General features: G+C 65.7%; 8 protein-coding genes and 2 pseudogenes. 4 read left to right on the top strand and 6 right to left on the bottom strand.

What is annotated here, in order from left to right; genetic code table 11:
* The first annotated feature begins 121 nt into the window (after positions 1 to 121).
* Positions 122 to 5,185: a hypothetical protein gene (locus tag NL114_RS01360; protein ID WP_254823011.1), complete on the top strand. Its 5,064-nt coding sequence runs from the start codon at positions 122 to 124 to the stop codon at positions 5,183 to 5,185.
* 31 nt (positions 5,186 to 5,216) lie between these two features.
* Complete coding sequence (locus tag NL114_RS01355; RefSeq protein WP_254823010.1) at positions 5,217 to 6,029, top strand: glycoside hydrolase family 31 protein; 813 nt, start codon at positions 5,217 to 5,219, stop codon at positions 6,027 to 6,029.
* 63 nt (positions 6,030 to 6,092) lie between these two features.
* Here NL114_RS01355 and NL114_RS01350 read toward each other — a convergent pair whose 3' ends face one another.
* The 4 genes and pseudogenes from NL114_RS01350 to NL114_RS01335 all read right to left on the bottom strand — a co-directional run bounded on the left by NL114_RS01350 (position 6,093) and on the right by NL114_RS01335 (position 10,462).
* The gene (locus NL114_RS01350; protein ID WP_254823009.1) at positions 6,093 to 7,328 is read right to left on the bottom strand and encodes a PQQ-binding-like beta-propeller repeat protein; all 1,236 of its coding nucleotides are present in this window, start codon (positions 7,326 to 7,328) and stop codon (positions 6,093 to 6,095) included.
* A gap of 81 nt (positions 7,329 to 7,409) precedes the next feature.
* A pseudogene (locus tag NL114_RS01345) lies at positions 7,410 to 8,082 on the bottom strand (helix-turn-helix domain-containing protein).
* Positions 8,083 to 8,867: 785 nt separating this feature from the next.
* Entirely contained in the window at positions 8,868 to 9,686 is an 819-nt protein-coding gene (locus NL114_RS01340) for an SWIM zinc finger family protein (RefSeq protein WP_254823008.1), read from the bottom strand.
* Positions 9,687 to 9,826: 140 nt separating this feature from the next.
* Positions 9,827 to 10,462, bottom strand: coding sequence for a hypothetical protein (locus tag NL114_RS01335; RefSeq protein ID WP_254823007.1), 636 nt, complete (start codon positions 10,460 to 10,462; stop codon positions 9,827 to 9,829).
* A gap of 126 nt (positions 10,463 to 10,588) precedes the next feature.
* Between NL114_RS01335 and NL114_RS01330 the strand changes: the two genes are divergently transcribed.
* The gene (locus NL114_RS01330; RefSeq protein ID WP_254823006.1) at positions 10,589 to 11,011 is read left to right on the top strand and encodes a helix-turn-helix domain-containing protein; all 423 of its coding nucleotides are present in this window, start codon (positions 10,589 to 10,591) and stop codon (positions 11,009 to 11,011) included.
* Between the two features lie 324 nt (positions 11,012 to 11,335).
* Here the strand turns inward: NL114_RS01330 and NL114_RS01325 are convergent.
* Together NL114_RS01325 and NL114_RS01320 are read right to left on the bottom strand one after the other, a co-directional pair.
* Positions 11,336 to 12,097 (bottom strand): annotated as a pseudogene (locus NL114_RS01325) (RNA-guided endonuclease InsQ/TnpB family protein); the annotation flags it as partial.
* 251 nt (positions 12,098 to 12,348) lie between these two features.
* A complete protein-coding gene (locus tag NL114_RS01320) occupies positions 12,349 to 12,762 on the bottom strand; it encodes a hypothetical protein (protein WP_254823005.1) in 414 nt (137 codons plus the stop codon).
* A 412-nt stretch (positions 12,763 to 13,174) separates the two neighbouring features.
* On the opposite strand from NL114_RS01320, the gene NL114_RS01315 reads away from it, so the two are divergent.
* Positions 13,175 to 13,597, top strand: coding sequence for a hypothetical protein (locus NL114_RS01315; protein WP_254823004.1), 423 nt, complete (start codon positions 13,175 to 13,177; stop codon positions 13,595 to 13,597).
* Positions 13,598 to 14,162: the final 565 nt, after the last annotated feature.

Genomic DNA, 14,162 nt, shown 5'->3' with positions numbered 1-14,162 from the left:
TGCAGGCAGGGACAGGACGGGAGCCTCCGCTCCGTTCTCGGGGGACCTGCTGCCCGGAACTTCGAATCTGGACAGTTCCGTCCGGACCGGGATAATATTCAGTACGGCTGCCTCGAAAGTGATGAGCATCACGATGGAGTTATTCGAGCGAACACCCGACGGCATCGAGGTGGGTGAGCTCGCGGGGCGGGACACCCTTCTGATCGGGGCGGCGTACGTCGGCAAGAGCCACTGCTTCAGGGCGGCCGAACGGCGGGCCTCCGTCGTCGACGACCTCGGAACGGCGGTTGAGTCGCCTCCCGGGGAGTTCGTCGTCGTCGACGACTTCTATTCGGCCTACCAGCACGCCCCGGCCGAGGACCGGCACGCGTTCGAGGCGTGGCTCGCGGAGGACCGCCCGGGTGGCGTCTGCCTGGTCACCCGTCCGTACGACATCGACTGGCTGCTGGAGAGTCCGGAGACGGGTCTCGATGGCGGCATCCTCGGCGGCTTCGACCGGGGCTACCTCCTCCGGTACAGTCCCGAGGACGACGATGACCGTGACCAGGTGGTGGGGTGCTGCCTGTCGGTCTGTCGGACGGAGGCCGACGCCTCGCTCACGCCGGCCGAGGTGCGGGCGGCGATGGACGAACTCTTCCTGGTTCCCGAGTACGAGTTCGACAGTCCGGCGCTCCGCGAGGCGCTCGGCGTCGAGGCGTACGGCGAGACGCTGGTACCGGCGCTCGTGGTGTATCTCTCGGACCGACTGGGGGCAGACGGCGAGGCACTCCTCCCGGGAGGCGTGCGCAACGCCTTCGAGGGGGTCCTCGGGAACGTCGGCATCACCCAGTTCCTCGCCGAGACGAAGGAGGCCTGTTCCGGGCTGTTCTCTCGGGAGACGCTGGCCGACCTGGCGACGGACGCCTCCGCCATAGCGGGGTCATCGGGAACCGCCGTCCCCGTGGCGTCGACGCTGGGGCTCGGCGCTGGGGCGGCGCCGAGCGCACTGGTCGCCGGAGGGTCGCTGGCGCTGTACCTGCGTCTCCAGGATGACGACGACCTCTCGCGTGCCGACGCGTTCGATGCGTTGCTCGGGGACGAGATGACGCCCCCGGCGCGGGCGAGCCTCGAGGCCGAACTCGGGCTCCCCCCACGGACCGTCGGGAACTTCCGGCGACTCGTCCGGGGCGATACGGCCGAACGGCTCCTCGCCCTGAGCGAGTCCTCCCGCGGCGGGGCCGTCGACCGGCGCCTCGACGAGGTCGAGGCAGCCGTCGAATCCCACCAGGAGGACCTGCGGGCCTTCGAGGACCTCTCCGGGCGGCTGGCCGAGGCGACCATCGCCCCCGACGAATTCGCGGATTTCGTCGCCGGGAGCATCGCCGGCGCCACCGACGACATCGAGGACCTCCGCGAGACCGTTCGGGACGAGGAGCGTGACAACGTCCTCCAGGTGGGCACGGTCGACGAGGTGCCGCCCTACCACGGCGACGAGGACGACCGGCTGGTCGAGCTGGTCGAGGAGGGTGCCGACCTGGTGGTCCTGCGCGGAAGCCACGGGACAGGCAAGACCACGGCGGCCCACCTGGCCTGCGAGGCGCTGGCGCCGGAGTACGACGTGCGGCTTCCGAACTTCAACACCAGCTCCCGGGACGCCCTCGAGTACAGCCTCACGGCCACCGGCGAGGAGACGGTCGTGTTCACGGCCTACAAGCGTGGCCTGACCGACGAGACCGCGATCAACGGGCCGGGTGGCTTCCAGGCGGTGCTCCGCTGGCTGGACCGGGGGCACTGTTCGACGGTCATCCTCGAGTGTCGAGACGAACTCTACCGGTCGCTGGACTCGCTGAGCAACGACATCGACGACCGCTACCGGAAGGCCGTCTGGCGGGACCACGAGGAGATCCGCTTCGACCGGCTCTCGAACGAGGACATCGAGGCGGTCGTCGCCTGGACGCTCGACCGGTTCGACTACCAGGGCGACCGGGCCGACATCGTCCGGGAGGCGACCAGGGTGGCCGACGGGAACCCAGAGATCGCGAAGATCGCCGCCCGCTTCGCGCTGACCGACGGGACACAGCTCGGGCGCATCGACTCGCAGGACGAGCTGATCTGGAGCGACATCGACTCGCTGTTCAGCCGGGAGGCGATCGTCGTCGACGGGCGAGCGATCGGCGGGAGCGCCTTCGAGATCACGTCGGCGGTCCGTCGGGTGCGGACCGACGAACTCGCGGCAGCCCTCGGACAGACGGTCGACCGCCGTGACCTGGGGCTCTGTGCGCGGTACCTGTCGGGGTACCTCGGCGGTGATGTCCGGGCGGCTGCCGACCGTGCCGGGGAGACGTCCGGTGGGGGGCGGTTCCTCGAGCCCGACCCCGTCGACGCGGACGCCGGGCCGATTCCGCTCGATGACGACGACATCTGGCAGGTCTCGCCGGACATCTACGCCGACACCGTGTTCAGGGTCGGCTTCCTCGAGGGGGAGATCACCGACCGCACGCTGGACGAGTATCTGGACGCCGTCGCGGACGCCGGGAACCCCGACCGGTACGTCGGACTCGCCGAGCACCTCGGAGAGGCGTTCGGCCACAGCCGCGAGAGCGGCGACGACGACCTCGCGCGGACCGTCGCCGAAGAGGCCCACAGACTGCTGGCCCGGGTGGCCGGCGATGACGTGCCGGCGGCGGTGTACGTGGAGTGTCTCGACGAATTGGTACGCAACCAGGTGCCGGTCGCTGCCTGGCACCTCCGGGAGCACGTCGAACGGGTCGTCAGCGGCACCAGCGCCGGGCGGGAACGGCTCCTCGAACGGGCCGACTTCGACGAAGGGGACCTGGACGTCGACCCCTCGCGCGTGAGCGTCGAGACCCTCTCGACCAACCTGTTCGGGAGCCTCTACCTGAATCACTACGAGTTCGCCGGGGCGGAGCAGATGGCGGCGCTCGACGATGTCGCCAGGCGGGTCGCCGCCGAGTACGAGCGGGCCCGCGGGGCGGACCCGGCGAGTTTCCTGGAGAACCTCTACTCGATGGCGCTGTCGGGGCTGGCAGCGGACGAACCGGAGCCGGAGGCGGTCGCCGACGCCCTCGACGCCGTCGAGCGGCTGGCGCTGGACGCCGCCCACGCCGACGCCCACGGGAACGACCCCGCACGGTTCCTGGAGAACGTCTACGCGATGTCGTTCTCGAAACTGGCCCAGTGGCGGTCGGAGCCCTCGGAGATACGCGGCTGGGTCGAGGACATCAGGCGGCGGACGGTCGAGACGGCCCACGGAGCGGACCACGGTCGGACGCCCGAGCGGTTCCTCGCGACGACGTACGCGATGACCCTGGCCAAGCTCTCGGACCACTACCCCGACCCGAGGACCGTCGACGGGTGGGTCGAGACGGTCGAAGCGATGGCGCTCGAAACCGCCACCAGCGACGGTATCGAGGACTCCGGAGCCGTCCTGGCGGACTTCTACGGCACGACGCTGTCGACGCTCGCCCAGTCTCATCCGGACCCGTCGACGGTCGTCGGCTGGCGGGACCGATATCTCGACCGGACCGTCGACAGCGCCGGGAGCGATGTCCACGACGAGGAGCCCGCGACGTTCCTCCTGCTGGTGTTCGCGGGAGCGCTGTCGGACCTGACCCGGGACTATCCGGCGCCGGACCGGGTCGGCAGCTGGGTCGAGTCGCTGTCCGACCGCGTGACCGAACTCGCCACCGGCGAGGTCCACGGAACTGACGCGGCGGCCTTCCTGGCGACTGCCTACGGAACGGTCCTGTCGTCCCTCCCGGAGTACTACGACGAACCTGGCGACGCCGCGGCGTGGGTCGACGACCTCGAGGCCCGGGCCGTCGATGCTGCCGTCGCCGGCGACGCCGGCGTCGAGGGGGAACTCGCACTCGTGGAGCTCTACTCGGCGACGCTATCCCTCCTGGCGAACGAGGAACCGGACCCGTCAGACGTGGCCGACTGGGTGGCGGCGTTCGACCGGCGGGCGGTGACGACTGCGACCGACGACCGCCTCGACGTGGCAGCCAGCCGGTTCCTCGAGAACACGTACGCCGGGTCGCTCGCGGGGCTGGCAGCGCACTACCCGGACCCCGGGGCGGCAGCCGCCTGGATCGACGTGTTCGAACGGCGGGCCCGGGAGACCGCCCGCTCGGAGTCACACGGCGCCGACCGCGTCCAGTTCCTCCAGAACGTCTACCCGATGGCGCTGCTGAAACTCGCCACCTCGAACCCGGACCCGGACCCGGTCGCGGACTGGGTCGACGAGTTCGAGCAGCGGATGCTCGAGACAGGCGTCGAGGGCGGGTTCCGAGGCGGTCCCGCTCTCTTTCTCACCGGCGCGTACGGGATCGCCATCTCGCGGCTCTCACAGCACAGCCCGGACCCGTCCGAGGTCGCCGGCTGGGTCGAGACCCTTCAGGAACGGACCGTCCGGACCGCACGGCGTGATATCCACGACGACCGCCCCGGACTGTTCCTCGCGCACGTCTACGCGGATGTCCTCAGCGGACTGGCGGGCGCCTACCCGGACCCCGCCGAGATTCCCGGGTGGGTCGAGCTCGTCGGTGAGCTGGTCGACGACGCGACCGACCACGTCGACGACGAGGGGGTCCCACTCTACCCGTTCGCCCACGCCTCGGCACTGCCCGATGTCGCCAAGTACCACCCCGACCCGCGGGCGTGTGCCGGCTGGGTCGACCTGTTGCTCTCGCGAGTCGTCGAGGCAGACCAGGGGGACGAGATGCTCGTGATGGCACTCGACCAGGTCCGGGCCCGGCCCCCGGCGGTCGCACAGCGGTGGTATCCGGCTCTCGTCGGGCAGACCATCGAGACCCTGCCCACGGCGGCCCTGCCCGGATTCGTCGACACGTACGCCGACCCCCACGCTGGGGATGGCGACCCGCTGGACCGTCGGGTCCGGCTCGCAATCACGCTACTGCGCGCGGCTGGCGAGGAGCCCCCCGGAACGGACCACGAGGACGCCGTCGCGCGCGTCGCGGCGGTCCTGGCGGCGACGGTCCACGCCGTCTGGCGCGAGACCTGGCTGGATGGTGACCGCTTCGAGCGGATCGTCGACGCCGTCACGGACCTGGCCGACACACAGCCGGAGTTCTACGCGGACCTCGTGGCGGCGGTGCCCGACCGTCTCGAGGCGACCCACGCCAGTGATGTCGCTGCCCTCGACTGGCGGGAGGAGCTGGCGTGAGACTTCGAGGACGCGCTGTTCGCTCGAAGCGGTGCCAACTGCGAGCGAGCGTTCGTATCACGGCGACCGGCTGCCGTGGGAGTACTCGCCGCCCGCCGAGGCAGCCGCGAAGAAGTTCCTCCGACTGCGGAACCGGCTGGTGCCGTACCTGTACGCGCTGGCTCGTGAGGTCCACGACGAGGGGCTCCCGATGGCGCGGGCAATGTGGCTCGCCTACCCTGACGCGGAGCCGGCCGCCACGTTCGACCGCCAGTACCTGCTCGGCGACGACCTGCTGGTGGCGCCCATCGCGACGCCCGGGCCGGTCGCGACGAAGGAGGTCTGGTTCCCGCCGGGCGAGGACGCATGGGTGGACATCTTCACCGGCGAGCGCTACGAGGCGGGCCAGGTCGCGACCGTCGAGGCACCGCTCGACCGGATGCCGGTCTTCGCCCGGACCGGCGCGGTTCTCCCGCTCAAGCCGCTCGGCGACCGTGCTGGTGATTCCGAGGACCGTCGTGAGATTCGTGTCTACGCGGGCGACGAGGGCGCGTTCGAACTGTACGACGACGCGGGTGAGGGCCTCGGGTATCGGGCGGACGAGTTCGGGCGGACGCCGCTCCGATACGAGACGAGGCCCAACGGCCACCGGTTCGTCATCGAGGGGATGGACGGCGACTACCCGGGCCGCCCGGACGAACGGGCGTACGACGTGACGTTCGTCGGCGTCGAGGCGCCCGAACAGGTCGTCGTGTCGGGCGACGGGCGGACGGCGGACTGGACGTACGACGCGGATGCACGGGAGGTGACCGTCTCCGTGGACCCGCGGCCCGTCTCCGCTCGCGTCGTGGTGACCGTGGCGTAGTCGGTGGCAGGTGGTGTGTCGCTACAGGTCCGGCGTCCGGCGAGTGACGCCCCCGGGTGGCCGCTATCGGAGTGTGCCGACGTAGACCGTATCTCCGTCGAGCACCACTCCCGGTTGCCGCCCGGTCTCCGTCTCGAACGTCCACGCCTCGCTCCCATCGCGTTTCTCGAACGCATGTACCATCCCTTCCTCCGTCCCGGCGAAGACGGTATTCTCTGCGATGATTGGGGGGTGTTCCAGGTCCTCCGTGAACGTCTCCGACCAGCGCTCGCGTCCATCTCGCTGACGGAATGCCTGTAGCGATCCGTACGACGCGGCCCCCGAATTTCCGCCCCCCGTGTCACTGAGTCCGTCACCGGTGACGAAGATGGTGTCACCCGACTGCTGGAGCACCATCGATGTCAGCTCCGTGACGGTTCGCCACTGTTCGGTCCCGTCGCTCGTCGAGAGTGCGAACAGACGGCCGGCATACGCGGCGTACAGTGATTGGCCCAGACCCATGGTCGAGGGCCAGCTCGCACCGAGCGGCATGATCTCGCCTCCGGCTGGTGCCTTCCACTGCCACCGTTCGGTTCCGTCCCCGGTCGTGAGCGCATAGACCCGGTTCCCGGTCGTACTCGGGTAGACGTGGCCGCTGTGGACCGCCATGCCACCGCGAACCGGCTTCTCGGTGTCGAACGTCCAGCGCTCGCTCCCGTCCGTCACGTCGATCGCGATCACCCGACCGTTCCGCGAGCCGACGAACGCGGTGGCGTCGGCGACCGTCGCCGCGTTCCTGTCCAGCGCCCCACCCTCGTACGTCCAGCGCTCGGACCCATCCTCGAGGGAGATACCCCGAAGCTGCTCCTTTCCAGCGCCCACGACGACGGTCCCATCGACGGGGCGTGGCAGCAGCCACATCTCGGCGTCGCCGGCAACCGTCCACTGCTCGCTTCCATCGGCCGCTGAGAGCGCGTAGAGTTCCTTGCCGGCGGGGACCAGGAGCGTCTCGTCCACCAGTATGGGGTCCTTGATATCGTTCGTGTACTCGAACTCGACATCGTAGCTCCAGCGCTCTTCGCCATCCGTGGTCGCGAGCGCAGATACCGTCGTTCCTGACCCGACGACGATGGTGTCGTCGAAGAGGGTGGGGCCACCATCAACGGCCCCCAGGGTGGTCACCCAGCGCTTGCTGCCATCGGTGCGTGAAAGTGCGTACACGCCGTCCTTCTCCGGGCCGAAGCATCCCGCGCAGGCGGTCACGATGCCAGCGGCTCCCGCTCGAAGGAGGTCACGACGCCCCATCCAGCCCCCAGCCATGCTAGATACTGGCTGACGTATGTGTGATATAGCTACTGCTTCGGCTGGTTCAGGTGAGTGCGTCGCTCCGATTGTGGAAGCTCACGGCTGGGCCCGGTCTCTCTCCCGATAGGCGACATCGAGGTCGAGGTCATCGTACATTCGGTCCAGCATCGCCAACGCCGATTGGAACTGGGCGTAGTGTTCGCGCATATACGCGATTGTCTCCTCCTGAGGACTCACCGGGTAGCCTTCGACGTGCTCGATGTCGAGCGATCGACGCGGGTCAAGAACGAACTGCAGTGGCCCTGCCACCTCATCAGGGAGCTGGCGTTCGGATGCGGTCGGAAGGCCGAACGACTCGAAGAACGACTCCCAGGCGTCCACATCTCGCTCGCGAACTGCGAGGAACAACGGGTAGTCTTCGGGGCTCCGACCGACCTGATAGCCTCCCTGTGTCCACACGTAGACGGCATCGATTCGCGTGAATGCGAACGGCCAATTCCCGAACTGCGGTATGATGTAGGCCTCCTCGATGGTGGGGGACTGACGCTGGCGCTCGCAGCGACGAGTTCACCTGCCGCAGCCCTCACGCGCTCGTCGACCACGGAGAGGCCATCGGCATAGCGGATGTAGCCCCGTCTTCGAGTCGATTGACGGCCTGTCGGACTGTCTCGTATGGAGTGTGGAGGCGCTGGGCGACACGACGGATGGAGTCACCACTCTCGGTAGCGAGGATGATTTGTGCGGCCGTGTCGTCGAGAGTCTCGTACATCTGATAGCTACCGGCAAGATGGTAATTAACAAATATCTCACTTCAGAATCCGGGCGTGGGACTGTCTGGTTCGTGGAGACCGAGCCACGACGCATCGATACCGACTGTATGTACCGCGGAACCGGATAGGGCGCGCAAACCACTCCATACGCGATCTGGGTGCTGCTGACGTGTCCTAACCTTCGTCGCGTTCTCCGCTAGAGTGGGTTATGTGACCGAAGTCGGGGGTAGAATCGGGTAGAGGAAGAGGAACGGAGGCGTTGCCTCGCGGCGCGCTTCCACGGACGGAGAATCGAAGGATTGAGCGTCCCTGCACATCGGCGAGAAGGGAACATCACAGAGGGCTGTACTGACGTAAGCATGCATCGAATCGCACGACAGCGCCAACCTTACGCCATCCGTACGCGAGATATTCTATCGATCCGAGACGAACAGCGAATCCTTCCTTCGCGCTACACTCCCCGGAACTGGTGCGACAGGCCTGCTTGGCAAGCCGTCGCCCTGTGGTTGCCCTCCGAGCGAAGCGGTCCTGGGTCCGGTTACTAGTCAGTCTTCACTACCTCCAGCACACTCTAGCGGAGAACACGGCCAACCTTCGGCCGCCTGAGGGACGACTAGCCGGCGTGGCGTGCAACGAGAGTCGGTAACCAACCCTGATGTAACCTTATGCAAGATGGAGGAGAAAACCCCCCGCCCTGGAGCGCGGGGAGGATGTCAGTTGGGGCCCGTCGATGATCTGCATCGTATAGCCGCTGCAGTTCGTGTGTCCACGTTCTCGTGGGGTGTTAGGGTCGATCAGTCTCTGCTCCCTCTCGAAGCGCCCTCGCGGCGTGATTGAACTGTTCTCGAAGCACATCGGTTCCCGAGGCCGCGCGCTCCTCGAGGAACTGGGCGTGGTCGGAGCGTTCGTCGGCACTGATTTCGGCCGTCTCCACGCACTCGACGTACCCGTCCAGCGCCCGCTGGAACGCTTGGGCGAAGTGGTCGTACGACCCGTCGACCAGCTCCATGTTGTCGTCGAGACCTTCGATGAGTGCCCGGTAGACCGTTGCCGCTGACTCGTGGGCTCCTCGGGATCGAAACGTCGACGCCAGGTCGAACAGGTCCGAGAAGTCGATCGGTTCGAAGACCACGGCGTACTCCGGATTCGTCTCCTCGAACCGTCCATCGATATCCGTACGGAGATCGTCGACGGATCGCGGGGTAGACTCGCCGAATCGAGCGACAAAACGGTCACGCAACGAGGGGTCCGTGGCCAACTCGTCACGGAGGAACGCACGGAGTTCGTCGGCCTCGGCCCGGTCGAGCGTGGTCTCGACGTGGTGGCCTTCGTCCTTGGGTGGGTCGTCGACGAGCGAGAGCAAGACGGCCACCGCGTGCTTGCAGATACCGGGCCCATCGTACGGGCAGCTGCACTGGCACTCGATATCTGCTGTCGAGTGGTCGAGTGTCAGGTCGTAGTCGCGACTGCCGCTGACGACGGCCGTAACCGTCTCACCGAACCTGGACCGTCGCTTGATTCGGCCCTCCGCCAGGTACCTCTCTCCTCGCTCGTAAACGGCCTCCGTACAACGATCTCGAACGTCGCTCTCGGTTAAATTCATCCTCTTGCCGCAGATACAATGGTGGAGTAATACATGAGCCTTGGAGATAGACGGCTGTCAGCTACATCCTCTCCCGAATTCTGAATCCATAGCGGATATCCAGACGCTCAGGCCCCACCTCGAGTGTTCGAATAGGTGGACTACGGGATCTCATCAACCGCCGCCCGAAGGTCAGATACCGTCGCCCAGGTGAAGACTCGCTCTCGGGAGAGGTGTTCGAGATGGGCGGCCGCCATCCCGTTCTCGTAGTGCTCGCGCTGGGTCCGGTCGTCGTCATATACACGCTGGGGTACCCACGCCTTCGCCCGATAGGACGGTGCGTACAGCAGGCCCAGTTCCCACACGTAGCCGCCGTCGAAGTCCTCCAGCACCGCAACTACGTGGGTCGCCATCCCACACAGCACGTCGAACAGGCGGGCCCACAGGGCCATCTCCTCACGGGTCAGACCGAAATCCTCCAGCCGGACGGCGACCGCTGGTGGGTCACGACGGTCGTCAAGTCGGCCACAGACCAGTCCCCGGCGGTCGGCTGCCTCACCGTCTCCACCCGCGCCCGCCACGAGATACCGACGTGAGTGGCCCTTGATCTGCTCGAGCCGGTCACCGTTCACGAGGTCCTTGAGTCGCTGGTATTCAGTGGGTGTCAACGAGGTCGCACCAGCATCCACGAGTCGGTCTTCTACATTCGCGGCCGCATCCACGTCTGCGGGCGCTGGCGATGATTGCTCCCCTTTACCCGAACCGTCCGTGTGGTCGTCACCGTCGGCAGGGTCCATGCTGGTCGTCGCTCCGGAGCACACATCAATTATGTGTTCGGATACCATATCACTTTGTAGACTATCTGTGGAACCAAACTCATTTGAGTGAAAGTATTTATGGCGCCGCGTGGTGTACGGGGCGATATGGAACCGCAGACGAGAGAGCCCGACCACGGCGACGAGGGGTTCGATACGTGGCGGGCGCTCCAGGAGGCGACGGACACGCCCCGGGCGGACCTGCTGTCGGACATCGCCGGTCATCCGAAGGGTGCACCGAGCGTCGAGGAGTTGGCGTACGTGAACCCCGACAAGAGCGAGGACGCCATCCGCCGGCACCTCCGGCGCCTCGTCGACGCCAAGGTCGTCCGGGTGCTGGAGGTCGTGCCCGGCAATCGGCGCCGGGACTTCCCGAACAAGTTCTACACGATCACCGACGAGGCGCGGGCGCTGTTCGACCGGAACGGGCTGTTCCCACGCGAGGCGTGGCAGCGCCAGTACGAGGCCGTCGAGAAGACGGCCCGGATTCGGGATGTCGAGCAGATGCCCCGACCGGCGGGGAAGGACTGACTGATTTCGGCCCCACGTATTCGCCGAAATCGTTCACCGACAGAGTTGCCCAACAGGCGGCGACGTACATCGATACGGGCTGACCCTCGATAGCACTCATTGTCGCTACCGCACTTCCTTCTCGCAGTCAGCTCAGGTGCTGCCAGATGGTCGTCGGGTCGGCACTATTGAGTTCTGCATTCGTCTCCATCTGTCGGAGTTCTCTCACACAGCGCTTCGCGACGAGCGGGTGAACGGCCACGGGGTCAAGTGGTTCGAGACGCCGAAGGCGTCTCGTCATTTCGGAAGACTTCGTCTTCCGGCGACCCCGAGGCTTCCCGTGGGTTAGTTAGACACTCCCATCCGACCATCGGCCTGATCGCCTCGAACGGTCGGGTGGGTCACGGTCGGGGCGTCCACGGCCCCCGATGCCCGCCGTCGCACCTTCCGCACTTGGGGGAGGCTGTTGAGAGCAGGCACATTCCAGTCCTGATGCTTCTTGATGCCTTTCACAGCGATGTTGACGCTTGCACCACGGTCGCTGTGATCTTGATGCCCACACGACCGACACTTGAACCGCTTCCTGTTGCGGTTCGCTCGCTCCGTGTGTTCGCATATCGGACACCGTTGGCTCGTGTACTCGGGGTTAATCCACGCAGTCGGGATGCCCTCGAACGACGCCTTGTATGACATATAGAACTGAAGGGCGCGGAACGGCAGGTGGTGCAAGCGTCGGTTCATCCGCGTGCCGTAGTCGATACTGTCGCGCATCTGTTTGAGGTCTTCAAAGACGATGCACGGCCTCTCGAGCTGCTGGCTCCACTCCACTATGTGCCGAGACACCTTGTGGAGTCGATCGCGGACGAATCGTTCCTCACGCCCTTCAAGCGTGTCGTGAATGCTTTCTTTCTCCGCGTTCTGAACGCGCTTTCGGATCGTGAAGTAGCGGTGACGCTCGAACTTGATTTCGGGGAAGTCGATAACCAGCGTCTCCTCGACACCATCCTCGGACAGAGCGGCCAGGGCCACGTTGTCCTCGTTCACGTCCACGCCGACGACTGTCCGTGAGTTGTGCTTGTCTCGAGCAGTCTGCTCGTCGTGGCTCAAAGGGCAGGCAGGTCGATGGCACGACCCGTGCCCGGACGCGCCGAACGGGGTGTCCGGGGGCATCCCCCGACTCCCTCGTGGACGGCGGAGATGTACGGTGCAAGGAGATACTGCGTCCGTCAGGACGTCGAAGACGCCACATCCCTCGCGGGACTCACGCACGGCGCACGAACCGAGACACCCCGGCTTCCCGCCGGGTGGATTTACAGAGATTTGAGGAGAACGCCCACGACTTCAGTCGTGGGGGGATGTCAATCCTCGGCGTCGTCCTCGTCGTCGGGAGAGCCGTAGGTCTTCTTCGGTTCGTCGAGGTCGAGGACGACGAGTGATTCGTCGTCGTTCCACTCCGGGTCGTACTGCGTGGTGACCTCCGGGATGAGGTCGTAGCGTTCGAGGAACGCCTTCGGGGCAATGGTACCCCCGGAGTCGGTCTTGCTGACGGTGTAGGCGGCCTCGTCGGCGTCCTTGTCCGCGACCGGCTCGATACCGACCTGGTTGGCATCCTCATCGTAGTACATCACGGCGCCGTCGTCGTCCTCGAAGAACGCCTCGATGGCGGCCTGATTGACGCCGATGCTGCCCGATTTCCGGATGGAGATCATCGGCTCGGTGCCGGCCGGGCGGCCGCGGCCGGAGCCCGCTTCATCGAATTTCTCGAATCCCATATTCAATTGTTTGTTTACGTTGCTGATTGTTCTTCTGGTTGCGCCGAATCTAAACCACCTTCTATCGCCGTTTCAGATTGCTGGTTGAGATGAATTTCGATTATGCAGATACATGCCATTTTCCCAGCGGATGACGGATAGAGCGTGGAGTCACATCCCCCGGAACAGGTACGTCGATCGTTGCATTCGACACTCGCCCTGTGTCCCCGCACCCTGTTTCAATTGCACAGATCGTTCGAGTCCCAGGACACACTCGTGGAGAAAACCGTGTAATCAAGGATTCGCCGCTACTGGTAGCCCGAATCCAGTCGTCGATTGGTCCATCCGTGCTAGCTGAGTCGCCCCTGAGCGTGTCGTCGTCGGTCGCCCACAGCCTTTCCCGTCTGACGACCCAATGTCGTATCACTCTCACATGTGTCCTGCAGACATCTCCGAGCAACAGCATGCGGAGGCCCAGGGTTCCCCACCAATCCAGTGTGATGCCTGCGAGGCTGCCCTCCAATCGGCCACCAGTCAGACGGTATCCTTCCTGCTTCTCGATCAGTTGACGGTCCCGGTCGTGGGGTGTGAGGCCCATCTCGAACGGTTCGCTACCGCCTGCGGGTTCACAACGGACGGAACGGCCTCGCTCATCGAGCACCGGCCGGCCGGCGGAATCTCGTGTCCCAGCTGCCAGCTCACGCTCACCAACCCACAACAGCCACTGATTCCCGTCCAGGATGGGGCCGTCGCACCCCTCGCCTGTGCGGAGCACCAGACGGAGCTCATCGGCCGGTTCCACACTGGCCTCGACACCGCACAGCAGCTCACGGCGTCGCTCGACACGGTCGAGTGACCTCACCACCGTTCCGACGACACGTTCCATCCGGCTCACAGCGACAACCACGACTTTCGGAAATCCGGAGATCACCCGCATAGCCCCTGCACCAACGCGATGATTCGACGGTGCAACCACAGTTTCGACTGCACACGCCCGATTCGGTCCGCAATATAACGCGTGAAGAACGTGTGTGAACAGCAACGAGCCAGACCACAGGAATGTACAGGCCCACCTCGGCAGCACAGCGACAGACCTCTCGGAGATACCCCGGGACACCGTGTATCGCGACAGTTGGTCACCAGATCGCCCGGTGTCGCTACCGGCTTCCGGGAGGGCCACGAGTTCCGGAGCCGAGTATCGGCGTACACGGACCTCTCGGTCGTGAAATCGGCCTGTACGCTTGAGACGATTGGAGGAGCCTCTGTCCATCCATCATGGCCATATCCCTGGTTTACAGGCCCTGGAAGACGATATTACGACGCTTCTGGGGACCCAGGGGAGCGTTCGTGCGTACCGTATGGGGAACTGAATTCGATGCGAAACCGAGGATACAAGCTCTCTCCGGCGTAGTATCGCTCTC

The organism is Haloglomus halophilum (genome assembly GCF_024298885.1).
GTDB classification, from domain to species: Archaea; Halobacteriota; Halobacteria; order Halobacteriales; family Haloarculaceae; genus Haloglomus; species Haloglomus halophilum.
Note: the sequence above shows the minus strand (reverse complement) of the source record. Positions and strands in the feature narration are given on the sequence as shown.

Bases quoted from the DNA above. Each gene is read 5' to 3' on its own strand.
- NL114_RS01360 (WP_254823011.1), top strand. From the start codon at position 122: ATGAGCATCACGATGGAGTTATTCGAGCGAACACCCGACGGCATCGAG.
- NL114_RS01350 (WP_254823009.1), bottom strand. From the start codon at position 7,328: ATGGCTGGGGGCTGGATGGGGCGTCGTGACCTCCTTCGAGCGGGAGCC.
- NL114_RS01340 (WP_254823008.1), bottom strand. From the start codon at position 9,686: ATGAATTTAACCGAGAGCGACGTTCGAGATCGTTGTACGGAGGCCGTT.
- NL114_RS01335 (WP_254823007.1), bottom strand. From the start codon at position 10,462: ATGGACCCTGCCGACGGTGACGACCACACGGACGGTTCGGGTAAAGGG.
- NL114_RS01330 (WP_254823006.1), top strand. From the start codon at position 10,589: ATGGAACCGCAGACGAGAGAGCCCGACCACGGCGACGAGGGGTTCGAT.
- NL114_RS01320 (WP_254823005.1), bottom strand. From the start codon at position 12,762: ATGGGATTCGAGAAATTCGATGAAGCGGGCTCCGGCCGCGGCCGCCCG.
- NL114_RS01315 (WP_254823004.1), top strand. From the start codon at position 13,175: ATGTGTCCTGCAGACATCTCCGAGCAACAGCATGCGGAGGCCCAGGGT.